The organism is Mailhella massiliensis (assembly GCF_020741395.1).
Lineage (GTDB): Bacteria > Desulfobacterota > Desulfovibrionia > Desulfovibrionales > Desulfovibrionaceae > Mailhella > Mailhella massiliensis_A.
Genome location: NZ_DYZA01000059.1, coordinates 1 through 21882, shown reverse-complemented (window position 1 = coordinate 21882; position 21882 = coordinate 1). Strand labels below are relative to the sequence as shown.

Annotated in this window: 19 protein-coding genes and 1 tRNA gene; 10 read left to right on the top strand and 10 right to left on the bottom strand. The window is 58.6% G+C overall.

Annotated elements, in window-relative coordinates:
• The 6 genes from K8W16_RS03205 to K8W16_RS03180 all read right to left on the bottom strand — a co-directional run.
• Positions 1–270, bottom strand: a 270-nt coding sequence (locus K8W16_RS03205) for a DUF6538 domain-containing protein (RefSeq protein ID WP_304121097.1), incomplete at its 3' end; no start/stop codon positions are given.
• 133 nt (positions 271–403) lie between these two features.
• Positions 404–479, bottom strand: a tRNA-Val gene (locus tag K8W16_RS03200).
• A gap of 152 nt (positions 480–631) precedes the next feature.
• Positions 632–1750: an iron-containing alcohol dehydrogenase gene (locus K8W16_RS03195; RefSeq protein ID WP_304121095.1), complete on the bottom strand. Its 1119-nt coding sequence runs from the start codon at positions 1748–1750 to the stop codon at positions 632–634.
• A gap of 118 nt (positions 1751–1868) precedes the next feature.
• Positions 1869–2792 carry a glycyl-radical enzyme activating protein gene (locus K8W16_RS03190; protein ID WP_304121094.1) on the bottom strand — a complete coding sequence of 308 codons (924 nt, stop codon included), beginning with the start codon at positions 2790–2792 and terminating at the stop codon, positions 1869–1871.
• An 85-nt stretch (positions 2793–2877) separates the two neighbouring features.
• Complete coding sequence (locus K8W16_RS03185; protein WP_304121092.1) at positions 2878–5370, bottom strand: pyruvate formate lyase family protein; 2493 nt, start codon at positions 5368–5370, stop codon at positions 2878–2880.
• Between the two features lie 96 nt (positions 5371–5466).
• Complete coding sequence (locus tag K8W16_RS03180; protein WP_304121090.1) at positions 5467–6978, bottom strand: TRAP transporter large permease subunit; 1512 nt, start codon at positions 6976–6978, stop codon at positions 5467–5469.
• Positions 6979–7556: 578 nt separating this feature from the next.
• On the opposite strand from K8W16_RS03180, the gene hutW reads away from it, so the two are divergent.
• From hutW to K8W16_RS03130, 10 genes are all read left to right on the top strand, one after another.
• Complete coding sequence (gene hutW, locus K8W16_RS03175) at positions 7557–8993, top strand: heme anaerobic degradation radical SAM methyltransferase ChuW/HutW (protein WP_304121088.1); 1437 nt, start codon at positions 7557–7559, stop codon at positions 8991–8993.
• A gap of 121 nt (positions 8994–9114) precedes the next feature.
• Positions 9115–11328 carry a TonB-dependent siderophore receptor gene (locus K8W16_RS03170; RefSeq protein WP_304121086.1) on the top strand — a complete coding sequence of 738 codons (2214 nt, stop codon included), beginning with the start codon at positions 9115–9117 and terminating at the stop codon, positions 11326–11328.
• A gap of 91 nt (positions 11329–11419) precedes the next feature.
• Positions 11420–11962 (top strand): MptD family putative ECF transporter S component, encoded by a 543-nt coding sequence (locus tag K8W16_RS03165; RefSeq protein WP_304121084.1) that lies wholly within the window; start codon positions 11420–11422, stop codon positions 11960–11962.
• On the top strand, positions 11940–12731 hold the full coding sequence (locus K8W16_RS03160) for an energy-coupling factor transporter transmembrane component T (RefSeq protein ID WP_304121082.1): 792 nt from the start codon (positions 11940–11942) through the stop codon (positions 12729–12731). Before K8W16_RS03165 ends, K8W16_RS03160 begins: the two co-directional genes overlap by 23 nt.
• A 26-nt stretch (positions 12732–12757) precedes the next feature.
• A complete protein-coding gene (locus K8W16_RS03155) occupies positions 12758–14251 on the top strand; it encodes an ABC transporter ATP-binding protein (RefSeq protein WP_304121080.1) in 1494 nt (497 codons plus the stop codon).
• Positions 14248–14763 (top strand): heme utilization cystosolic carrier protein HutX, encoded by a 516-nt coding sequence (hutX, locus tag K8W16_RS03150; protein ID WP_304121078.1) that lies wholly within the window; start codon positions 14248–14250, stop codon positions 14761–14763. Before K8W16_RS03155 ends, hutX begins: the two co-directional genes overlap by 4 nt.
• A gap of 66 nt (positions 14764–14829) precedes the next feature.
• A complete protein-coding gene (locus K8W16_RS03145; RefSeq protein ID WP_304121076.1) occupies positions 14830–15345 on the top strand; it encodes a flavodoxin family protein in 516 nt (171 codons plus the stop codon).
• Positions 15346–15449: 104 nt separating this feature from the next.
• Positions 15450–16079, top strand: a complete 630-nt coding sequence (locus tag K8W16_RS03140; RefSeq protein ID WP_304121074.1) for a MotA/TolQ/ExbB proton channel family protein — start codon at positions 15450–15452, stop codon at positions 16077–16079.
• The gene (locus K8W16_RS03135) at positions 16057–16464 is read left to right on the top strand and encodes a biopolymer transporter ExbD (protein WP_304121073.1); all 408 of its coding nucleotides are present in this window, start codon (positions 16057–16059) and stop codon (positions 16462–16464) included. Before K8W16_RS03140 ends, K8W16_RS03135 begins: the two co-directional genes overlap by 23 nt.
• Positions 16457–17302: an energy transducer TonB gene (locus K8W16_RS03130; RefSeq protein ID WP_304121071.1), complete on the top strand. Its 846-nt coding sequence runs from the start codon at positions 16457–16459 to the stop codon at positions 17300–17302. Before K8W16_RS03135 ends, K8W16_RS03130 begins: the two co-directional genes overlap by 8 nt.
• 285 nt (positions 17303–17587) lie before the next feature.
• Here the strand turns inward: K8W16_RS03130 and K8W16_RS03125 are convergent, their stop codons facing one another.
• The 4 genes from K8W16_RS03125 to K8W16_RS03110 form a co-directional block, all read right to left on the bottom strand.
• The gene (locus K8W16_RS03125; protein WP_304121069.1) at positions 17588–18145 is read right to left on the bottom strand and encodes a metal-dependent transcriptional regulator; all 558 of its coding nucleotides are present in this window, start codon (positions 18143–18145) and stop codon (positions 17588–17590) included.
• Between the two features lie 15 nt (positions 18146–18160).
• Positions 18161–19567, bottom strand: a complete 1407-nt coding sequence (locus tag K8W16_RS03120) for an MATE family efflux transporter (protein ID WP_304121068.1) — start codon at positions 19565–19567, stop codon at positions 18161–18163.
• Positions 19568–19711: 144 nt separating this feature from the next.
• Positions 19712–21037 carry a replication-associated recombination protein A gene (locus tag K8W16_RS03115; protein WP_304121066.1) on the bottom strand — a complete coding sequence of 442 codons (1326 nt, stop codon included), beginning with the start codon at positions 21035–21037 and terminating at the stop codon, positions 19712–19714.
• Between the two features lie 435 nt (positions 21038–21472).
• Positions 21473–21724 carry a helix-turn-helix domain-containing protein gene (locus K8W16_RS03110; RefSeq protein ID WP_304121064.1) on the bottom strand — a complete coding sequence of 84 codons (252 nt, stop codon included), beginning with the start codon at positions 21722–21724 and terminating at the stop codon, positions 21473–21475.
• Between the last annotated feature and the right edge of the window lie 158 nt (positions 21725–21882).

The window sequence follows — 21882 nt, the reverse complement described above, 5'->3', positions numbered from 1 at the left end:
CAATTTTTCTACAATTGTATCATCAATTTTTCCCGTTTGAAATTCTATCATGTACTTCTGTACATATTCCAACGATTTTAATCTTGCGTCTGCTTTGTCTTTCGTACCCAACGAAAAAACGATTTCCTTGCGCCCGTATGCGGCGGTCAATCTGGTGGGTATGGCCATGCGGAAATAGTACACGCCGCCTTGTCGTCTTTGTAAGTACATCATACGTTTTCTCCAAAAGGTGCCGTCCAAAAAAGCATGAATGAATTTTTGACGGTTCAAAAGCCGGTTCCGGCGGATTCAAACGGATTCACGGGTAGTACAAACGTATGGTACACGCGGATTTTTCAAAGAAATCGTTTGTTAAAAACGAAAAGCCATGTAAGAACACGGCTTTTCTTCGGAAAATCAAATATGGTGGGCGGTAAGGGACTCGAACCCCTGACAGTCGGTGTGTAAGACCGATACTCTACCAGCTGAGCTAACCGCCCCTGCCGCTTTTCTAGGGGAAGAGCAGGATTGTGTCAAGTGAAGGCCCGGGGAGTTATCCGTAGCGGCGGGAGTTCTTTCTTCCGTGTTTCTTCCTTTTCCGCCCCGGAGATTCAGCCGCGGCTCCCGGAGCAGAGCTGAGGGGCAGTCAGGCTCAGAAACTTTTTTTGAGCAGGGGGAGTATGTTTTCTCTGGTGACGGGCAGAGGACACAAAACAGTGAGCGGGTCATGGGCTACAGCCTCGGCAAGGGCGTCAATCTCGGCTTCACCGGGCTTTTCCATACCCGGGCCGGTCATGCCGAGTCCTGAACAGAAATCCTTGTAGGCTCTCGCCGTCCTTTGCCCTATCTGTTCCGCGCTCTCGCCGCCGTAGAAGGATGTTCCCAGTATCATGCCGACTTTTTTTACTTTTTCAGTGCAGGTAGACGCAAGGAATTCCAGCGTGATCGGAAGGCTGAAGGCGCATGCCCTGCCGTGGGGAATGTGCCAGGTCGCGCCTATGATATGAGCGATGGAGTGCCCCACATGGGCGGAGGCGCAGGCGAGCATACGTTCCCTGGCTTCGATATCATGGCCGTTTTTCATCGCACGGGGGAGGAAGGTGGCCACGTCTTCCATGATTTTTTCACAGATCATGTCCGTCGTTGTGGTGGCATTGACGGACATATAGGATTCACAGGCATGGGAGAATACGTCGAGGCCCGTGATGAGCGTCAGTCCGGCGGGCATGCCGCAGGTGAGTTCCGGATCCAGGACGGCGTATTCGCTCATGCCTTCCACCGCCAGGATAGGAGCTTTTATTCCCTGTTCCGTATCGGAAATGATAAGGCCGTTGGAAAGTTCGCTGCCCGTGCCGGAGGTGGTGGGAATGGCGATGAGGCCCGGGGAGGGGATCATGGACGTTCCCGGTTTTGCGTAGTCGAGAATTCGGCCTTCGTTGAAGCGCAGAATGTTGATGCCTTTTGCCGTGTCCATGGAGCTTCCGCCGCCGGCGGCGATGACGCAGTCGCAGCCGGCGGCGCGGCAGAGCTTTACGCCTTCGTCCACCAGGAAGGCGGGCGGGTCGGGCTGTACCTTGTCGTACAGGGTACAGGCAAGGCCTTCGCCTGCGAGGATATCCTGAATTTTTCCGGCAAGGCCCATGCGGACGATGCCTTCATCGCAGACGAGAAGGGCATGCTTGTATCCCGCTTCCTTCATCAGTTCGCCAAGATGCCGGAGGGCTCCGATCTTTTCCAATACTTTTACATTCTGAAGCAGAGAAAAGTGCATGGTCGTGCTCCTTTTGAGGTAAAAAGAAAGCTGGTGAGGAAGGTTGCACCCGCACTCGGGGCGCACGATAAGAACACCGCCAGCGGCGGTGGGAAGGAAGGTTGCCGGAGGGATGCTCTTAGTCCGAAAGGTTCGGCGAAGCGGGCATGATGCCGGCTGCCAGCGCCTGAAGCCGTTTGAATTTCGCCTCGTCCAGGGCCGCGTCGCCCATGGGGTAGTCCTTGCCGAGGAAACGGTATTTGGATTCTCCCATCTTGTGGTAGGGCAGAAGTTCGTAGGCCTGTGCGCCGGCCTCCCGGGCGAAGGATGCGATGGCGGCGATATCTTCTTCCGTATCGTTGACGCCCGGGATCACGGGGGTGCGCACATGGATGGGCAGAGCGGGGAAGGCCTGATGCGCCGCCCTGATGTTGGAGAGTATGCGCTTGTTGGATTGCCCGGTGAAGAGGCGGTGCCTTTCCTCATCAGGGCATTTTACGTCGACAAGGAGGTAATTGAGCAGTCCGGCCGCTTCGAGAAAGGTTTCCTCCGGGCAGAAGGCGCAGCTTTCCATGGCTCTGTGGATATGCCTCTCCTTTGCTTCCCTCAGAAGTGCCAGGGCGAACTGCGGCTGAAAAAGCGGTTCCCCGCCGGAAAGGGTGATCCCTCCGCCCGAGCGGGCGTAGAACAGCGAATCCTTCTCTACGTCGTCGAGGATATCCTTTACCCGTCTTTCCCCGCCGTAGAGGAACATGGCCTCCGCAGGGCATGCCCGGACGCAGGAGAGGCAGCCGACGCAGCGTTCGTGATCCTTGAGAATACCCCGGGGGGAGAGGGAAAGCGCTTTCTGCGGGCAGGTATGGACACAGGAGAGGCAGCCTATGCACGACGTGTCGTTCCAGGCAATGTCCGGCGCGTTACGCTGCGACTCCGGGTTGCTGCACCAGCGGCAGCGCAGAGGGCATCCCTTGAGAAAGACGATGGTGCGGATGCCCGGGCCGTCGTGCACCGAGTATTTTTGAACATTGAAGACGACGCCCTTTTCCATGGCATCTGCGTACATGTTTTTCTCCGGGGAAGAAGGGGAAGGAAGCCCGCCCTCCCGTCGTTCCGGGAGGGCGGCCGCGTGTTGTCGTTTTATCCGACGGTCAGATGCTGGTCTGTTCCGTGCGGCTTATGAGGTCGTTCTGCAGATCGCGCGACAGTTCCGTGAAATAGGCGCTGTATCCCGCGATGCGGATGATGAGATTGCGGTAGCGCTTGGGGGCTTCCTGCGCTGCGAGCAGCGTTTCACGGTTGATGACGTTGAACTGCAGGTGCCAGAGCTTGAGGTCGCAGAAGACGCGGATGAAGCTCACCAGCTTTTCCGTACCGATATCGCCTTCCAGGCATTTGGGCGAGAACTTGATGTTCAGAAGGCGCGCGGCGCGTTCGTTGTAGTCCCAGTTCTTGGTGTTGTAGTTGGAGATGATGGACTGAGTGGGACCGTTGAGGTCGGCGCCCTGCGCGGGGGAGGAGCCGTCGGAGAAGGGCATCCAGGCCTTGCGCCCGCAGGGCAGTGCGCCCACTTCCTTGCCGTGGGGCACGTTGGCCGTGACGGACACGGTGCGTATGTCGATGTGCAGCCCTGTCTCCGGCGCATATTTGTGGCAGTATTCCTGGGTGGAGCGATCCACGGCGAGGCCGATGGAGTCGGCATACATGTCGTTGTTGCCGAATCGCGGCGCGCGGGTGAGGCGCAGGCGCAGGGCTTCGTGCCCCTCGAAGTCGTCGTTCAGGGCGCGGATAAGCTCGTCCATGGTGACGGTTTTATCTTCATACACGCATTTCTTCACGGCGCTCAGCGAATCCACCAGCGTGGCGAAGCCGATGATATCTACAAAGCCGAGGTCTATGCCGCCGGGGATCTTTTCGTCAGTATGCAGGTCCATGCAGGAGGCCATGCACAGATCATGCAGGCAGGAAGCCAGCGGCCCGGCGAAATGACGGGCGCGGGTATGGTGGATGACGCATTGCTCCACATAGGATGCGGCGAGCAGGTGTTCCTGCTGTTTCAGATAGGCCTGCCAGAATTCCTCCCAGCCGGAGAAGGAGCGTGGGTCGCCGGTTTCCAGGCCTATGACTTCGTCGCCGTACTTCTTCATGCGGCCGTTGCGAAGCACCATTTCCAGAGCGGCCCCCAGGTTCACCTGCCCGCAGGAGCTTGTCATGGTGTCGCGGTTGGGCATGCGTATTTCCGCACATCCGGAGGCCGTGTAGTCGAAGATATCGCCCAGCGGAGCGCCCTTGGCCAGATGCAGGGGAATGATCTCCTCGTCGTTGAAGAGTTTGGGGTAGCCCTGGCCTATCTTAATGGTTTCCGCGATTTCCCACAGGAAGCGCTGGGGGGAGCGGGAGTGGATGCGCGTGGCGAGGTCGGGATAAGGCATGGGGGAGGCCTGGCGCGATTTGAGAATGAGGTAGGACAGCTCGTTGGTGGCGTCCTTGCCGTCGCGGGTCTGCCCGCCGATGGTCACGGCTTCCCAGTGGGCATACCCCTCCATGGTGGCGAGCCCTCCGGGGAAGAGGGAAATGTCGGTGAACTGGGCCATGCCCACCCACATGCAGTCGAGCATTTCCAGTACGTCGTCGTCGGTGAGGATGCCTGCTTCCACGTCCTGCTTATAGAGGCGGTAGAAGTACTGATCCATGCGGCCGTTGGAAATGATGGTGCCGGTGCGCTGTTCCAGGCGGGAGAACATCTGGGCGAACCACTGGGCCTGTACCGCTTCGCGGAAGTTGCGGGCAGGGAATTCCGGTACATGGGAGCAGCGCTCGGCGATATCCAGAAGTTCCTGCCTGCGCACCGGATCCTTTTCCTTTTCCGCCATGGAGCGAGCCAGGTTCGCATGGCGATGCGCCCACAGCACAATGGCGTCGCAGGTGATGATGACCGCTTCCAGGAAGGGGCGTTTCTTCAAGGTGTCCATGGGGCTGAGCGGGTCGAGTGCAGCGAGCTTTTCCTCTGCTTCGGCCCTGATGCCTGCAAAGCCTCTGTCGATGACTTTGGCATAGTCCAGCACCCACTGCTGGCTGGAACGGAACGATGCGTTTTCGCTGACCACATAGCGGGTCTTGATGCCGAGCTCATCGTTGTAGGCGAGGCGGTGTACTTCCGGCGGCAGGGAGCGGTTGAGATCTTCATGGAAGGTCTTGCCCTTCCAGTACGGGGTTATTTCATTGCGGACTACGGCCGCCACTTCGGGAGAGACGCTGATGGGCGCTGCCGTCTCGGCCTTTGCCAGGATTTCAAGGGCGTCGGCCATGAAGTCGCCGTCGAGCTCGGGGTAGAGTATGCCGTAACGGCCCGTGGTGCCGCAGCGCCCGGCCAGAAGCTGCCGGTCGTCGATATGCACGGGGATGTTCTTTGCAATGTTCATGAGGGCCTTGGCCCAGCGCAGCGTGAGGGGCTGGCCTTCGGTCTCCTTCATGGACCGGGTGAAGAGCAGGGCGCGGTCCGCGTCGATGATGGGGGCCATGCCGTCGAAGGTTTCAAGGATATCGAACAGCCTCCGGTGCTTCGCACGGTTGGGGTTGTCCTTACCCGCAGCCTTGTCCTGAAGAATTTTTTCCTGTGCGGAAAGAGCGCAGCAACAGCTCATACAAGACTCCTGTAAAAGAGGCAGGGGATCTGCCGGTTGAGAGGAGAAGGCGGGGCGCTATGTCGTCACGCCCCGCGGGTGAGGCCTGAAAGAAGGTTACATCATACGGTTGGGCAGGAAGAGGGAAATGGACGGGACATAGGTGAGGATGAAGAGCACCGCGATCATGAGAACGATCATGGGTATGGCGGCCCTTGCGATGGATTCCACCTTCAGTCCGCTGGTGGCGCTGGCTACGAAGAGGTTGGAGCCTACGGGCGGGGTAATGAATCCTATGGCAAGGTTCACAGTCATGACAAGGCCGAAATGTACGAGATCCACGCCCAGCTTTGCTGCGATGGGAGCGAGGATGGGGGCGAGGATGATGGTGGCAGCGGCCGGTTCCATGAGCGCGCCCACCACCAGCAGGAAGAGGTTGATGAGCAGAAGCACGAGGTACTTGTTGCTGGTGACGGTGAGAATGGCCCTGGCGATGCTTTCGGGCACCTGTTCAAGGGCGAGCAGGTAGCCGAAGCTGCTTGCCATGGCAATAAGGAAGATGATGACGGAACTGGTGGTGCAACATTCGATGCAGACGCTGAGGAAGTTGTGGCGGTTGATGCCCTTGTACACGAAGACGCCTACGAGCAGCCCGTACATGGCGCTGATGGCCGCGGCCTCGGTAGGCGTCATGTAGCCGCCGTAGATGCCGCCGAGAATGATGACGGGGACCATGAGCGCCCACTTGGCTTCCCAGACAGCAAGCAGAACCTGCTTTGTGGTGAGCTTTTCGGGGTTGCCCATCCAGCCGTTTTTCTTGCTGAGGTAATAGCTGTAGCCCATGAGCACGCCGCCCACGAGGATGCCGGGGATGATGCCGCTTAAAAAGAGCTTGCCGATGGAGGCCTTGGCGATGACGCCGTACACCACCATGGGGTTGCTCGGCGGGATCATGACGCCGATGGAGCCCGCGCAGGCTACAAGGGCGGCGGCGAAGCGCTTGTCGTAGCCGCGTTCCACCATGGCCGGGATGGTTATGGCGCCGATTGCCGCCACGGTGGCCGGGCCGGAACCGCAGATGGCGGCGAAGAACATGCAGGTGACTACGGTAGCGAGGGCCATGCCGCCCACGGCCTTGCCCACCAGGATATCGGCCAGGTTGATGAGCTGCTTGGAAAGCCCGCCCGTACCCATGAACACGCCCGCAGCCACGAAGAAGAAAATGGACATGATGGTGAAGGAATCGAGAGCGGTGAAGCAGGTGGGGGCCTGCGTGGAGATGTGCAGGAATTCCGAATTGTAGAGTGCCGCCATGGCCGAGAAGCCGAGGGTGACGGCGATGGGCACGCCGCCCTGCACGGAAGTCATGAGAGCGTCGCCGAAATCGGCAAGGGTGAGCTTTTCCCGCACAAGTCGGTCGTGGAAAGCCGCCGTACGCTGCCCCATGCGGGCGGCGGTGTAGGCCTTGGCCCGGGCCATGGTGAAGGAGCGCGACCCCATGCCGTCCATCTGTGTGTAGCCGAGAATGAAACCGTGCTCGTCGGTGACGCAGACGCATACGGGATCACCTGACCCGGCGAGTTCCTGAAGTTTAATAAACGCGGAAAGAATGTTTTTTTGTTCTATCATAAAGTATTCCTCGGGGCTGTGGTCGGAAGCCTTTTTGTCGTGTCGCGTACTCCGGCGGCATTAATGCCCGGAAAAGAGCAATGCGGCCCGTGCGCTTGCGGAAAAGTGGTGATATGTGATAAAAAACACATGCAAAAGCCATGCCATAAACAAATATACTATCATAAAAATGGCAAGCGTGCTGTAACAAAGCGATATATGTATATTTTTAATACATGTATTAATTATACATGTATTAATATGATACATTAGAGCGCCATGTCTTTTTTTCTGTTTTATTGAGCGCTACGGAATTTCGTTTTTTCCGTACCGGGGCGGATGCCACCTTTCTGTGGGAGGAAGGCGGATCCGCGTGTCATGGTTGATATTGTTTTGCCAAGAAGGGCTGGTCTCTCCGGTTACGGGGCGGGCTCCCGGCTCGCCTCTTCCTTTCAGGCGTTTATGGGTGTTTTTAAACGGCGGAGAGATCAGAACGAATAATTTTAAGTTGACAATGAATTTCAATTTCCGTAATGCTCGGAAAAAAGTTTGGTTCGTATAACTTTTATGTGCGCACCGAAAAACTTCAAGGGGAAGATATGAGCGCCGCCACAGAACAAAACCGAGAGGAGAGGATGGATTCCGAAGCTCCGCGCATGAACGGCATGGCCTTTGCCGCTTCCGGGAAGGAGGAAATAGACTGGAATCTGAACAAATATTTCGCCAGGGAAGGGGTGGATCCTTTATCTCGTGCGTTTGAGGGGAAAATCGCGGTGCATCCCGGCGTGGGCGGGGGCATGGTGGATCTTTCCGAAAGGGAAGGCTGCCTTGAGGCGCTTCTCGATACTCCGCGCAGGGGCGACAGCGTGGCTTACATCCATGTGCCGTTCTGCGAAACGCACTGCCTGTACTGCGGCTTTTACAACCGCGGATACAGCCGTGAGGAAAGCGCCCGCTATACCGATACGCTGATAAGGGAGCTTCGCCTCTGGGATGGGCGGCAGGCCCAGGAAGGGGGCCCCGTGCACGCCGTATACTTCGGCGGGGGCACGCCTACCGCTCTGGAAGCGGAAGATCTGGAGCGCCTCCTGAAGGCCGTGCGTGCGCATCTGCCTCTTGCCAACGACTGCGAGATTACGGTGGAGGGCCGCCTGCATAATTTCGGCCCGGAAAAGATGGAAGCGTGCTTTGCCGGAGGAGCCAACCGGTTTTCCCTGGGGGTGCAGAGTTTCGATACGCAGATCCGCAGAACCATGGGCCGCCTCGCCTCGCGGGAGGAGGTGTTCCGAAGACTGGAACTTTTGAAGAGCTACAATCAGGCCGCCGTCATTGTGGACCTCATTTTCGGCTTTCCCTTGCAGAGCATGGAAGTGTGGCGGGACGATATCGCCGCCGCCTGTTCCGCCGAGCTGGACGGTATGGACTGCTACCAGCTCAACGTCTACGGACAGACTCCCCTCGGTAAGGCCATAAAGGAAGGCAGGCTTCCCCCTTCAGCCGACATTCCCATGCAGTCGGCCATGTTTGCCGCTGCCGTGGATGCCTTGCAGAAGGCATTTTACCGCCGCCTTTCCCTTACGCACTGGGCGCGCACCAGCCGGGAGCGCAACCTGTACAACCTCAAGGTAAAGGGCAGCGCGAACTGCCTTGCCTTCGGCCCGGGGGCGGGCGGCAACCTCGCGGGCTGGTTCTACCTCAATCAGAACAGCTATCAGACGTGGCAGGAGCTGGTGAACGAAGGCCGCAAGCCCGTGATGATGCTTATGCGGCCCGATCCCCGTTTTTATTTCTTTCGTGCCGTGGCCGCGGCCATGGAACAGGGCTGGGTAGACATACCGAAGCTTGAGCGGCGTTTCGGGCTGGATGTTTCCGCCGCGCTTTCTCCGCTTCTGGAGCAATGGAATCGTGCGGGGCTTGTGGAAATGAGGGAGGGCGTGATGGAGCTTACCCTTGCCGGGCAGTTCTGGCAGGTGAACCTTTCCCAGCTCCTGCAGGATTTTCTCAAGCATACGCTGGAGGAAAACATACGAAAGTGAGGCCGTGCGGCGGCTTTTCTGAAAGGGCAGGGAAAGGCCGCCGCCATGGGGCGCGACGAAAAGGAGCACCCTTAGACAACCTTGTTTCCCAGAGGGAAGCACCAACGAAAAGGAAGGGATGATGAAGATGAGATCGATGACGTGTGCAGCTTCTTTTGCCATACTGGCCTGCATGCTGTCTGGAGTTCCGTACGCCCATGCGGAAGACACCGTGAAAGCCGGGGATGTGTATGTTACCGCCACGAGGGTGGAAAAGGAGTTGCAGCAGGTTCCCATGAGCGTGACGGTGATGACCGCGGAAGAAGTGAGCCGTTCCGGAGCGCGTACCGTGGGCGAGCTTCTGGAAGACGTGCCCGGCGTGCAGATACTGAACGACGGCTCGCAGGGACTCAAACGCGTTTCCATCCGCGGGGAAGACGCCTTCCGCACCCTGGTACTCATCGACGGGCAGAAAATTTCCGAGCACAAGTCCATGTCCGGCTCTCCCATGCTCATCGACGCCTCGCGCATTGAGCGCGTCGAAGTCATCAAAGGCCCGGCTTCGGTGCTCTACGGTTCCGACGCCATAGGCGGCGTGGTGAACATCATCACCAAGAAGGGCGGGGAAAAAACCGTGGAGGGCGAGATCTGGACGGGCTTCAGCGGCGCTTCCCGGGGATTCTCCGAAGGCATGGCCGTGCGCGGCAATCTCGACGGCTTCAAGTACAGCCTGTCCGGCTCCCATTCCGACCAGGGCAACATCCATACGCCCGAGGGCGAGCTCGACAACACGAATTTCCGCCAGACCGACGCCTCGGCCTTCCTGAGCTACGATTTTTCCGAGCATTTCACTCTGGGCGCAGGCATGGACTACTACAAGGGGGCGTTCAATTCCACAGCCATGAACAACAATACAGACGGGGACCGCTTCTTCGTCAGAGTACCCAAGTGGTCGCGCACCAAGTATTACATGTTTGCGGAAGGCAGGGATATCAGCGAATACCTGACCCGCGTGCGCTTCGACGCCTACTATCAGAAGAACGAAAAGGACATGCGCAACTATGTGGGCCAGGCTGTGCACACAGGCGAAACATATTCTTATCAAGGCCGCCCCGTAGTCATGCAAGGCGAGGGACACGTCATCATGGACAATTACGCCCACAACATCATCCGCAGCCGGGGCCTATCCCTTCAGACCGACTGGCAGCTCGGTGCGGATCACTATCTCATCGCCGGCTATGAGCTGAACTACGACAGGCTCGACTCCGAAGGGCATACCGATATGGACATGTTCCTGCCCTTCAGCGACTCTTCCACGGGTATGATCGGCAAATACACCACCACCAAGTTCTACAACGGCAATCAGCTCAATCAGTCGCTCTTTGCCTCCATGGAAAGTCAGCTTCCCGGCAACCTGGCCCTCACCTACGGCGTGCGCTGGACCCATGTGCGCACGGAACTCACGCGCGGCGACGAGTACAAGACCGGTTACTCGGGCATGGGCATGATGATGGGCGACAGGGTGATGGAAATTGCCATGTCGCACTATAACGGCGAACGCTCCGGCGGCGCCGATCTCGGCGACAACACGGAATCCCGGCCCGTGTTCAACGTGGGTCTTGTGTGGACGGGTATAGAAGACCTCGCCCTTCGCGCGAGCTGGGCGCAGGGCTTCCGCGTGCCGAATCTCACGGAAAAATATATCGGCACGGCCATGGGCGGCGGCACCATTTACGGCAACCCGAACCTCGATCCCGAAACTTCCAATAATTTTGAAGTGGGCGCGCGCTACAATCACGGCGACCTGAACCTTGATCTGGCCTTCTTCTATTCCCTTGCCGACGACTACATCGCCTCCGTGCTCGTGCCCGGCAGCAGCAGCGTCTACACCTACACCAACGTGGCCGACGCCAAGACCTTCGGTTCCGAGTTCTCGGCAAGTTACAGGTTCGTTACGGCCTGGGGCGACTTCACGCCCTATGCCACGCTTACCTGGATCCGTCGCCAGTACGACGACGGCGCGGGTTGGAAAACCTACGATACCGCCACTCCCGAATGGGTGAGCCGCTACGGCGTGCGCTACGCCAGGGCCCTTACGGAAAACGTCGACTTCCGTGCCGACGTGTACGGCCGCAGCCAGTCTGAAACCGTGTACCGCACTTCCAGCGGTGAAAGTGACTACGACCTCGGCGGCTTCACCACGGCCAATATCGCCCTGGGCTTTGACTTCGGCAAGGAAAGGAAGTTCTCCGTGCTTGCGGAAGTCCTGAACATCTTCGACAAGCGCTATCAGTATAACCCGGCCATTCTTGAACCCGGCCTCCATGCCAACGTGAAGCTGAGCTACAAGTTCTGAGAGAAAATGCGGCCGGGAGCTCCCCGGCCCGGCCCCTCCCCGCCGCAGAGGCGCGGGAGAGGGGCTTTCCCTGAAGAGAAAGGGGGAGAACATGACACGAATTTTTTCCGGCTGGAGCGCGCGGGAGCTGGTGGTCATAGGCGTATTCGCCGCGGCCTCCAAGGTGGCGACGCTTCTGGTGGCGCTTGCGGGCGGCGGCATGAACCCCATAAGTCTTGCGGGCAAGAACCTTATCTTCACCACGCTCCTTGTCGTCATGCTCTGCAAGGTGCGGAGGCCGGGCACGCTTTTTCTTTTCACCGTGATCAGCATCATCGTGAGCATGCTGCTTTTAGGTGCGAGCGTCACGCTGCTTCCGGCCATGTTTCTGGCAGCCCTTACGGCGGAAGTTGCCATGTGGCCGGGCCGTTCTTCCCCGGGCGTGGGCAATGCCGTACTCGGTGCGGCAGTGTTCGATATTGTAAGCAAGGTCTTGTCCCTCGGGGTGTCGTGGCTGTTCATGCGCGAGAATCCGGCCATGATGGCCATGGCGGCGCCCTTTGTCGTCATAGGCTACCTGGGCTCCGTGGGCGGCCTTTTTTCCGGGGTAAGAGCCGTCAGGGAGCTGCGTCATGCAGGCATCATCCATCAATAAGCGCCTCATGGGGGCGGAGGCAGGGCGGGGAGATACGGCAGACACGGCTTTTGACGTGCGTTCCCGCATGATCGTTACCCTGCTCTGTTCGGCGGCGACCGTCGCCGTCTCCTCCTTCGAGGGGCAGGGTGTGCTTTTCCTGGCGTCTTTTCTTTACACCCTTTCCGTGCGCCGCTACCGCGCGCTCTTCATTGCCTATGCAGGCCTGTCCGTCATGGCGGGCATGGCCGCGCTGTTCACCTTCGGCATATCCGCCCTTGTGCCTTCCATGCCCTTTACCTTCAGGGGCCTTGCCGTGCCCTTCCTGCGCGGGGCCGTCATGCTGAACGTAGTGTTGCCCCTTGCGCTCACCTGCCGCATACAGGAGCTGCTCACGGCCCTGAAAAGTATGCGCCTGCCTTTCTGTATCTATATCCCCGGAGCGGTGATGATACGTTTCATTCCCACGTTCATGAACGATATCAGACAGGTGGCGGAAACTTTGAAAATACGCGGCTACAACCTGAGCTTCGGCGAGATGTTCCGCCACCCGCTCATGATGCTGCGCCTTCTGTTCACCCCGCTTCTGTTCCGCTCCCTGAGGACCTCGGAAGAGCTGGGTATCGCGGCCGAGCTCAAGGGGCTGGAGGCGGGCGGGCGCTTCGTGCCCTTCCGAAGCGGAGCCTGGACAGGGCGCGATACGGCCCTTGTGCTTCTGGCCGTGATTGTCGCCGCGCTCGCCCTGTACTGCCATGTGACGTGGGGCGGCGAGAGCGCGGGCATGCGCTGAAGAAGCGGAAGAGATGCGGAGAAGTTATGATACGCTTTGAAGACGTGACTTATACCTATCCCTTTTCCCGTGAGCCTGCCGTCAGGGAGATCAACCTTCAGGTGCGCCCGGGGGAGCTCGTGCTCGTTTCCGGCCGGAGCGGCTGCGGCAAAAGTACGCTCATGCGCCTCGCCAACGGCCTCTGCCCCGGCTATTTCCGGGGGGAGCTGAAGGGCAGGGTGCTGATCGACGGCAAGGATACCTCTGCCATGCCGCTCAAGGATATTTCCCGCAGGGTGGGAACGCTGTTTCAGGACCCGGAGCAGCAGTTTTTTGCCCTGGGCGTGGAGGATGAACTTGCCTTTGTGCACGAATGGCGCGGCCTTTCCCCGGAAGAGACGCGGGAAACGGTGCGTCGGGCCGCCGAATCCTTCGGCCTTCTGCCGGTTCTTCGACACTCCATCCACGAGCTTTCCGAAGGGCAGAAGCAGAAGGTGGGCCTGGCCTCCATCCTTTCGCAAAAGCCGCGCGCTCTGGTGCTCGACGAACCTACGGCCAATCTCGACCCGGAATCCACCATGGAGCTGGCCTGTCGCCTGCGTGCCTTGAAGGAAGGCGGCATGGCCGTTCTGGTGGTGGATCACCGGCTGTACTGGCTGGAAGGCGTGGCCGACCGCGTGATTGTCATGAAAAAGGGCGAGATATGCGCCATGGGAAGCTTTGCCCTCCTGGAGGATGAAAGCCTGAGGGCAAGCTGCGGCCTGCGTGACTGCCGTGTGGAAGACGTGCGCCGTTCCCTGCCCGATGCGGCATTCCCCGAAGGGGCGGTTCAGGCGACCGGGGAGGAACGAGGGTTGCGAGTGGAAGGGCTTTCTTTTGCCTACAAGGGGCAGAAGGAACTGTTCGGGCACGCGGATTTCTTTCTCCGCCCGGGCGTGACGGCGCTCATAGGGGAAAACGGCGTGGGCAAGACCACGCTGGCGCGCCTGCTTACCGGCCTGAACAGGGCTGGGGAAGGGCGTTTTTTTCTTGACGGCGAGAGTATTGCCCCGAAGGGGCTGCTCGGCCGCGTGGGTATCGTGCTGCAGAACGCCGACCATCAGCTCCATATGAAGACCGTGACGCAGGAGCTCGACGTCTGTCTGGAGCTTGCCCGCCGCTTGGAAAAGGCCGGACGGCCGGGCACGGAACAGTTTTTTTCCGTGCGGGAGCTTCTGGAGCTTTTCGGGCTTTCCGACCTTGCCGGGAGGCATCCGCAGTCCCTTTCCGGCGGGGAAAAGCAGCGTCTCGTCATTGCCTGCGCCTTTGCCAAGCGGCCGGATGTACTCATTCTGGATGAACCCACCAGCGGGCTGGACGGCGGCAACATGCTGCGCATAGCCCATGCCCTGCGTCTTCTTGCGGAGCGGGGAGCCTGCGTACTGGTGATTACCCATGACCTTGAACTCATGAAGCTTTCCTGCACAGGCGCGTTGCGCCTGCCGCTGCCCCGGGCCGGGGAAGCGTGGAAGGCCGAAGAAAAAGAAGGAGAAACACTGTGAACAGCTGCCATTATGAGGAAACACTCGCCGAGAAGGTTGCCGCCGCTCTGGAGCAGAAGAAGCCTTGGATGCTTGCCTCCCTAGCCGGGGAATGTGGGGCCACGGAAAAGGAAGTGGCCATGGCCTTGCCGGAAGGCATGTGCGCCTTCACGGACGGGGAAAACTTCACACGGGTGTGGGAATCGCTCGGGGAGTGGGAAAAAGCCACCTTCATCATGCAGCACGAAGGCCACGTCATTGAGATAGCGTGTCGCATCCCCGTAGGGAAAACGGGGCACGGCTACTACAACATCATGGGGGAAGGTGCCCTCGGCGGGCATATCAAGGCCGACGCCATAGCGGATATCGCTTTTCTTTCCTTGCCATTCATGGGGCTGGAGAGCCACTCGGTACAGTTCTTCAACGGGGAGGGCCGGGTGGTCTTCTCCATTTACGCGGGGCGTGAGAAGCACGTCATTATTCCTTCCGTGAAGGAAGCCTTTCTGAGGCTCAGAAAAGATCTTGCGGCATGACGTACGGCCCCCGCTTCATAGAAAAGTGAAAGTTTCTTCCGATTATTTTCTGTCAGGAGACGATTCATGAAAACACTGATTGTCTATTCTTCTCTTACCGGCAACACGAAAAAGGTGGCGCAGGCCGTGGCCTCCGTGCTGCCGGGCTGCGATATCATGCCCGTGGAAGAGGCGCCTGCCTCCGTAGAAGGGTATGGCCTTGTGATTCTGGGCTACTGGGTGGACAAGGGCATGCCCGACGGCAGGGCCCGCACATGGCTTGCGGGTATGGAAAACGCCCCCCTGGCATTCTTCGGCACGCTGGGCGCCTGGCCCGATTCCGACCATGCGAAGGAGTGCATGAAAAAGTGCGAGGCCATGGCCCTTGAGCCCGCCCGGGGCAACAGGGTGTACGGTTCCTGGCTCTGCCAGGGGAAAATCGACCCAAGGGTGCTGGAAGCCATGGCGAATATGGCGGGCAACGTGCATCCCATGACGCCGGAGCGCCGGGCCCGCATCGAAGAGGCTGCAAAACATCCCGATGACGAGGACTGTCGCCGTGCGCAGGAATTTTTCCTCAATATTATGGAAAACCTGAAATAGTTGCTGAGCGCCGGGCTGTTGGCCCGGCGCGGGAAGCGCCTTCGGGCCTTATAAGCAAGTTACCCATGTTCCCCTGGGACAGTAGAGGGCATGGAGGAGAGCAGATGAACTGGGCAGAAATATACGCGACCATAGGACCGGCGGGCGTAGTGCTGGCGCTGGTGGCCTGCGCGGGTGTGTACCTCGCGCTGAAAAGCTATATGTTTCTTTTTCTTGTCTGGCGGGATTTTCGCAGGACTTTCCCTGAACTGGAGAAGGAGGATGCTTCCGGCGAGTGCATGGACTATCAGGGCGACAACCCGCTTATCTGCATCGTGCGTGACATAGTGCAGACGCATGCCGGCCATTCGGAAGACATACGCGCCGAAATCGCCTACCTCTTTCATCGCAATTTCGAGCAGCTCACCCGCGAAATCTGTTATCTCAGGCTCATTTCCGTGCTTTCGCCCCTGCTGGGCCTGCTCGGCACCATTCTCGGCATGGTGACGGTGTTTCGTACCATAGGCGAGAACGCCGCACCCGATACGGCCATGCTGGCTACAGGTATCTGGGAGGCGCTCATCACCACCATCATGGGGCTTTGCGTGGCCATACCCGCGCTCATGGTCTATTATTTTCTTATGCTGCGATTCAAAGGCTTCCATATAGAAGTGGTGGAATACAGCTATCGCGCTCTGGAATTCTGCCAGAGGAGAAAAAGAGGTGGGCATCATGGAGAGAATGACGATGTTTAATTTCGGACTGGAAGAAGAACCGAGCATAGACCTCACTCCGCTCATCGACACCATTTTTATGCTGCTTATTTTCTTCATCATGACGACAACCTTCAGTCGCCCGGTGCTGGATATCGTTCTGCCCGCCTCTCAGGAGTCGGAAGTTTCCACCGGAAAGCGCGAACAGATCATCTCCATCAAGGCCGACGGAAGCCTTCATTATGAAGGTCGGCAGATAGACAAATCGGAAGTGGACGCCGTCCTTGCGGAACGGCCGGAGGCGTTGCTCAATCTGTATGTCGATCAGAAGGCACCTTTCGAGGCATTTGTGGACGTGGTGGATATCGCCAAAGTGAGGAAGGGAGGCCGTTTTGTCATCAGCACTCAGCCGGGCGGAGATGAGTAGCGCGCTCCGTTGCCCCATGCGTATGCTCTACGGAACGCAGGAGCGGCGCAGAAGCCGGAACATGGCCGTCTTCGGCATGTTCGGCATGATGAGCCTGTTGACCGTTGCCGTCATGTTTCTTCATGCGGAACGCACGCTCAGCCTCCCCTCCGTTGAAACGCGCAGGATATTCATGATGCAGGCCCAGTTTCGTGTTGTACCGGAACCGAAGCCGGAAAAGCCGGACATGGAGAAGATAATGACGCAGGAGTCGGACTTCCTCGTTTCCGAAGAGCCCGAGCCCGTGGCGGAGAAAAAGCCGGAACCGGTGAAGCCTGAACCGAAGCCGGAAGTTAAAACCGTTTCCGAACCTGAGCCGAAGCCCGAGGTGAAGCCCGCTCCCCGGCCGAAGCCCGAGGTGAAGCCAAAACCCGTGCCGCAAAAAACCATGAAAAAGGCCAAGGTTCGGGAAAAGGCAGGCACAGAGGTTTCTTCGGAAGCCGTCGCACAGTCTCCTGCGGGAAGCTCCTCCATGTCCATGCCCGGGGCGTCAGGCATGGAAAAGGCGGAAAAGGGCCGTGAAAGCGAGGTTCTCGCCGTGCTTTTGCAGGCCGTGGAAAAGCATAAGCGCTATCCACGGCAGGGCCGCCGCAGCGGGGCGGAAGGCACCTGCACGCTCATGGTGCAGGTGGGGGGAGACGGGCGAGTCGTCTCCTGTACACTGGCAAAGGTTTCCGGCCGGTCCGTCCTGGATGCCGCGGCAAAGAGGCTGGGAGAAAAGCTGGTGGGGCTTGACGTAGGATCTTCCGGCGCCCTCAAGGTGCTCATTCCCGTACATTACCGCCTGACGGACCGCTGAGAGCGCGGAGGCCGCGCGGCCCCTGTTCGGGCATGGCCCGAGGCGACGTCATGCTGCGCGGGAGGGAAGAGCTCGGACGGCCTGCCGGGGATTGGCTGAGGTGAGTTTTCATTGATTGCCGGGCCATACCTTTGAGCCATGCGCCTGTAAAAAGGGCCGTGCGTCACGCGCGCGGCCTTTTTCCGTGTTTTTTGGGGCCGCGCTGTTCCGTCTGCGTTTTTTGCGCCGGGGCCGGGGAACGGAAGATGCGCGTGCTTTTTGCCCGGCGGAAGAGGATAGGGCGGTTCAGCGGTACTTTCTCGCCAGTTCCCGCACTTCTTCCTGATTATCGAGAGAGCCCATATTCCTGAAGGTCTTTTCCATGGTGCCGATGAGTTTTTTGCGCTCGCTCTGATATTCGCTCTGCCAGTTTTTCCAGAAGTCCCTGGTGCGCAGGTACAGGACGAACTGCCCCCATCGGCGGATGACGTGGGGCGGCACCACATGTTCCAGCTCGCAGGCCACAGCGTCGGCCTGTTTTTCGTCGAGCTGGAGAACCTGAAGGAAAAACTCACGGAAAATGATATGCCTGTGGGTGATATCGCGGCCTATGTTGCGCCCTTCTTCCGTAAGGTGGATGAGGCTGTAGGGTTCGTATTCCACAAGCCCCATGGCCTTGAGCGCCTTGAGCGTGCTGGTCACTGTGGAGCGGCTCACCCCGGCGGCCTCGGCAATGGAGCTTGCCCTTGCGGCACCTTCCCTGGCTTCCTCCAGAAAGATGATTTCAAGATAGTTTTCCAGCGCGGGGGAAAGGTTTTTTCTTTCCGTGCGGCCTTCCTGTTCGTCAGGGGAATATTCCGTCATGATGCCTCCGCTCTTTCAGGCAGTGTGCCGCTTTCGCAGGCCATATTCAAGCCATTTCTTCCCACGGAAGAGCCGTACCGTCCAGAGGAAGGCGGCCGCCTGCCCGGCAAAACCCGCAGCATACACACCGAAGGCCCCCATGCCCAGCCCCAGGCCGAGAAGAAGTGCCAGGGGGATACTTATAGCCCAGCCGGTGATCGCCCCCACGCGGCAGGAAAGGATAGTGGCTCCTGCGCCGGAGAAAAGACTGTTCAGCATGCCTGTCATGCCGACGAACGGGCTGGAAATGCAGGAGAAAAACAGAAAGAGAGCGGCTTGTTCCAGCACGGCGGGGTCGTGGGAGAAAAGCCCGGCAGCCGGGGCGCGCAGCATCCAGAGCAGGAGCGAGGGCGGTACGAGGGCTAGGCCCGTGAATACAGCCGTTTTCAGGCCGAAGGCGTAGAGGCTCTCCCGCCTGCCACCGCCCAGAAGATGCCCTGAGAAAACGGCCATGGACATGTAGAGCGCGCCCAGGGGGAACATGAGCATGGCGTGTACGCGGCCACCCACGCTCATGCCCGCGAGTATGCTGGTGCTTTCCGGCAGAAGACCGATGATGGCAAGGGTCGCGAGATTCCCCATCTGTGAGATGATATGCCCTGCCGCCGAAGGCATGCCTACCTTGAAGAGGTAGGGCATGGCTCGTCGATTCCACCTCCACGGGGCAAAGGTACTTCGGCGCAGCAGGCCGTAGCGTCGCGCAAGCATGAGATTGCATGTAAGGCCGAGCAGCGCACAGGCAAAGGTGGTCCACGCTATGCCTGCCGCGCCGAAGCTGGACAGGCCGAAACGGCCGAGCCCGAAGCCGAGATCCCCCACAATGTTGCTTAGGGCCATGACAAGAAGGGTGAGCAGGGGGAGAAGCACTTTTTTATGGGCCCGGAAAATGGAATTCACCATGATGAGCACATAGTAGAAAGGCAGCTGGCAGCAGTAGGCGGTGAAAAAGGTGGAAAGTACGGGGCGAAGCTCCCCGGAAACGCGCATGGCCGTAAAAATAAGCGGCTCAAAAAGCAGGGCAAGCACGGCCACGGCCGTGCCCATGGCTGCGGAAAGCATGATGATGAGCCCGGCATAGCGGTCGGCTCGCAGCGTGAGGCCCGCCCCTAGTGACTGGCTCACCGAGGTCAGGCAGCCGCTGGCGATGAAGGATGTGATGAGCATGAGCAGGGCAAAGATCTGTGCTACTACGCCGGTGGAGGCCTGCACGTCCGGCCCGAGTTGTCCCGCCGCCCATACGTCGGTCATGGAAATGACGAGGTGGCAGAGCATGAGTCCCATCTGCGGCAGGGTGAGGCGGAAGATCTCGCTCCGCGAGGGCAGACCTCCCAGGGAAGGGCCGGGCACGGAGCCTGTCTGAGATAGAGAGGATGAAATGCTCAAGCGACATTCCTGTGGTGGAGGGGAAAGGGGCCTGTATAAAATAAGAGAAAGTATATTATATGTCAAATAAAGTTATACTGATAAAACTTATATACTCCTCATGACGCCCTTTCCGAAGGATGAAGAGTACGAGGGGAGGGCGTTTCATCCTTTGTCGTCATGCTCCTTTTTCCATGCTTTGATCTGCTCCAGCCTGTTTTTGAAGCGGGCTTCCAGGCCTTGCTCCGTGGGGTGGTAGTATTCTCTGCCGAGCAGGGAATCGGGCAGACATGGCATGTTGGTGAGCCTTTCTTTCGTATGGTGGGCGAATTGATAGCCTTTGCCGTAGTCAAGTTCCTTCATGAGTTTAGTCGGTGCATTGCGCAGAGCCAGGGGCACAGGTTCATCCAGCATGGAAAGAGCGTCCTTGCGGGCAAGGGCGTAGGCCCTGTCGATGCTGTTGGATTTGGGGGCGACGGAAAGGTACACCACGGCCTGGGTGAGGTGCACGGCACATTCGGGCATGCCCAGAAAATGACAGGCCTGATAGGCGTCTATGGTGACGCCCAGGGCGTGGGGATCGGCAAGGCCGATATCTTCGCTGGCAAAGCGCGTGATGCGGCGGGCGATGTACAGAGGGTCTTCCCCGGCTTCCAGCATGCGGGCCAGCCAGTACACCGCCGCATCCGGGTCGGAATTGCGCATGGATTTATGCAGGGCTGAAATGAGGTTGTAGTGCTCTTCACCCTGCTTATCGTACAGGAGCGATTTGCGCGAGGTGCATTGTTCCAGAATTTCTTTGCTGATGAAGGTGCGTTCCTCTTCCGTCTCTCCGTTGAGGGCCGCCATTTCCAGCGTGGTGAGGGCGGCGCGTGCATCCCCGTTGGAAAAAAGGGCGATGTGCTCAAGTACGCCTTCCTCCACTTCAATGTGCTGCCCGCCGAGGCCGCGCGGGTCGCTCAGGGCGCGGGAAAGGAGCGCGACGATATCTTCCGGGGAAAGGGGGTGCAGCACGAAAACCTTGCAGCGGGAAAGCAGGGCGCCGTTCACCTCAAAGGAGGGATTTTCCGTGGTCGCACCGATAAGAATGATGCTTCCTTTTTCCACAAAGGGCAGGAAGGCATCCTGCTGGGCCTTGTTGAAGCGGTGTATCTCGTCTACGAAAACGATGGTCCGTCCCCCGTACAGGCGGTTTTTTTCCGCCTGCTGCATGACGGCGCGTATTTCCTTGATACCGCTGGTCACGGCGGAAAAGTCGATGAAAGAGGACTTGGTGTGCCCGGCGATGATACGGGCGAGGGTGGTTTTGCCCACACCCGGAGGTCCCCAGAAAATCATGGAGGATACATTGTCGGATTCGATGAGATTGCGCAGTACCTTGCCCTTGCCGAGAAGGTGTTCCTGCCCGAAAAATTCCTCCAGAGAGCGGGGCCTGAGCCTTGCGGCCAGGGGGGGTGCGCCTTCCTGCTGGAAAAGAGAGTGTTGTTCCATATCCGCCTCCCGGCATGATGTGCCATTCTATCCTCATCCATGCCGGGAGAAAAGCACGGCCCCCTTGCGGAGAGGCTGTTTTTCTTTCCTGCGGGGAAAGGATGCGCGGGCGAGCATTTTCTTTTTTACTCTCCCGACTCCGTAAGCCCGGCCGGAGGCTCCGGGGAAGGGGTTTTCCCTGAGCTTGTTTTCCTGGACGTGCGGAATGTTCGGTGTGAGCCCGTACCAAGCGGGGACAGGAAGCCTCGGAGAACAGCGATATCTCAGGTGGTGCGCAGGAGTGTTGCGGGAATCGGGGTCGGGAGGAGAGGGACGTGTTTTTCCAGGGCACTGCATTCTGGAAGAGGGACGCCGTGTTCCGCCTTTTGCGGCAGAGGTCGCAGGGGAAGCTCCGGGCCTTGTTGCGCTGATCCGGCCGGACGCCGGGAAACTGCTTCAGGACAGTTCTCTGGGGCGGCCGTACCTGTTTTCATCAAGGAGGGCTACCAGTTCCGTCAGCGATATATCAAGCCCTTTCGCCAGCTTTTCCAGCGTGGAGAGGGTTGGGGAGGAAGGGGTTCTTCCTTCCAGTTTTTGCAGATACTTATAGTCAATGCCTGCTCGCTGGGCGAGTTCTTCCTGTGTCAGTTTCCTGGCATGGCGCAACTGTTTCAGTTTTTTGGCAAAGAGAAGATCAATTTCAGACATTGACATGTAATACTGGTCAATGGCAAAGTGAAAACACCGTATATATACGGTGTTCCAAGAGGTAAAAATATATCTGAAATTTGGAATAGTTCTCATCAGTATCGAAGCATGGGAAAAAGCTTCTTTGAAAAAAAAGATGTGTTATATCATTAATTTCC

What these genes read in the sequence shown, in the direction of transcription:
- K8W16_RS03145 (WP_304121076.1), top strand. Translation starts at nt 14,830, where the DNA reads ATGAAAACACTGATTGTCTATTCTTCTCTTACCGGCAACACGAAAAAG.
- K8W16_RS03190 (WP_304121094.1), bottom strand. Translation starts at nt 2,792, where the DNA reads ATGTACGCAGATGCCATGGAAAAGGGCGTCGTCTTCAATGTTCAAAAA.
- K8W16_RS03180 (WP_304121090.1), bottom strand. Translation starts at nt 6,978, where the DNA reads ATGATAGAACAAAAAAACATTCTTTCCGCGTTTATTAAACTTCAGGAA.
- K8W16_RS03165 (WP_304121084.1), top strand. Translation starts at nt 11,420, where the DNA reads ATGACACGAATTTTTTCCGGCTGGAGCGCGCGGGAGCTGGTGGTCATA.
- K8W16_RS03140 (WP_304121074.1), top strand. Translation starts at nt 15,450, where the DNA reads ATGAACTGGGCAGAAATATACGCGACCATAGGACCGGCGGGCGTAGTG.
- K8W16_RS03185 (WP_304121092.1), bottom strand. Translation starts at nt 5,370, where the DNA reads ATGAGCTGTTGCTGCGCTCTTTCCGCACAGGAAAAAATTCTTCAGGAC.
- K8W16_RS03155 (WP_304121080.1), top strand. Translation starts at nt 12,758, where the DNA reads ATGATACGCTTTGAAGACGTGACTTATACCTATCCCTTTTCCCGTGAG.
- K8W16_RS03135 (WP_304121073.1), top strand. Translation starts at nt 16,057, where the DNA reads ATGGAGAGAATGACGATGTTTAATTTCGGACTGGAAGAAGAACCGAGC.
- K8W16_RS03195 (WP_304121095.1), bottom strand. Translation starts at nt 1,750, where the DNA reads ATGCACTTTTCTCTGCTTCAGAATGTAAAAGTATTGGAAAAGATCGGA.
- K8W16_RS03125 (WP_304121069.1), bottom strand. Translation starts at nt 18,145, where the DNA reads ATGACGGAATATTCCCCTGACGAACAGGAAGGCCGCACGGAAAGAAAA.
- K8W16_RS03170 (WP_304121086.1), top strand. Translation starts at nt 9,115, where the DNA reads ATGAAGATGAGATCGATGACGTGTGCAGCTTCTTTTGCCATACTGGCC.
- hutW (WP_304121088.1), top strand. Translation starts at nt 7,557, where the DNA reads ATGAGCGCCGCCACAGAACAAAACCGAGAGGAGAGGATGGATTCCGAA.
- K8W16_RS03115 (WP_304121066.1), bottom strand. Translation starts at nt 21,037, where the DNA reads ATGGAACAACACTCTCTTTTCCAGCAGGAAGGCGCACCCCCCCTGGCC.
- K8W16_RS03110 (WP_304121064.1), bottom strand. Translation starts at nt 21,724, where the DNA reads ATGTCTGAAATTGATCTTCTCTTTGCCAAAAAACTGAAACAGTTGCGC.
- K8W16_RS03130 (WP_304121071.1), top strand. Translation starts at nt 16,457, where the DNA reads ATGAGTAGCGCGCTCCGTTGCCCCATGCGTATGCTCTACGGAACGCAG.
- K8W16_RS03160 (WP_304121082.1), top strand. Translation starts at nt 11,940, where the DNA reads ATGCAGGCATCATCCATCAATAAGCGCCTCATGGGGGCGGAGGCAGGG.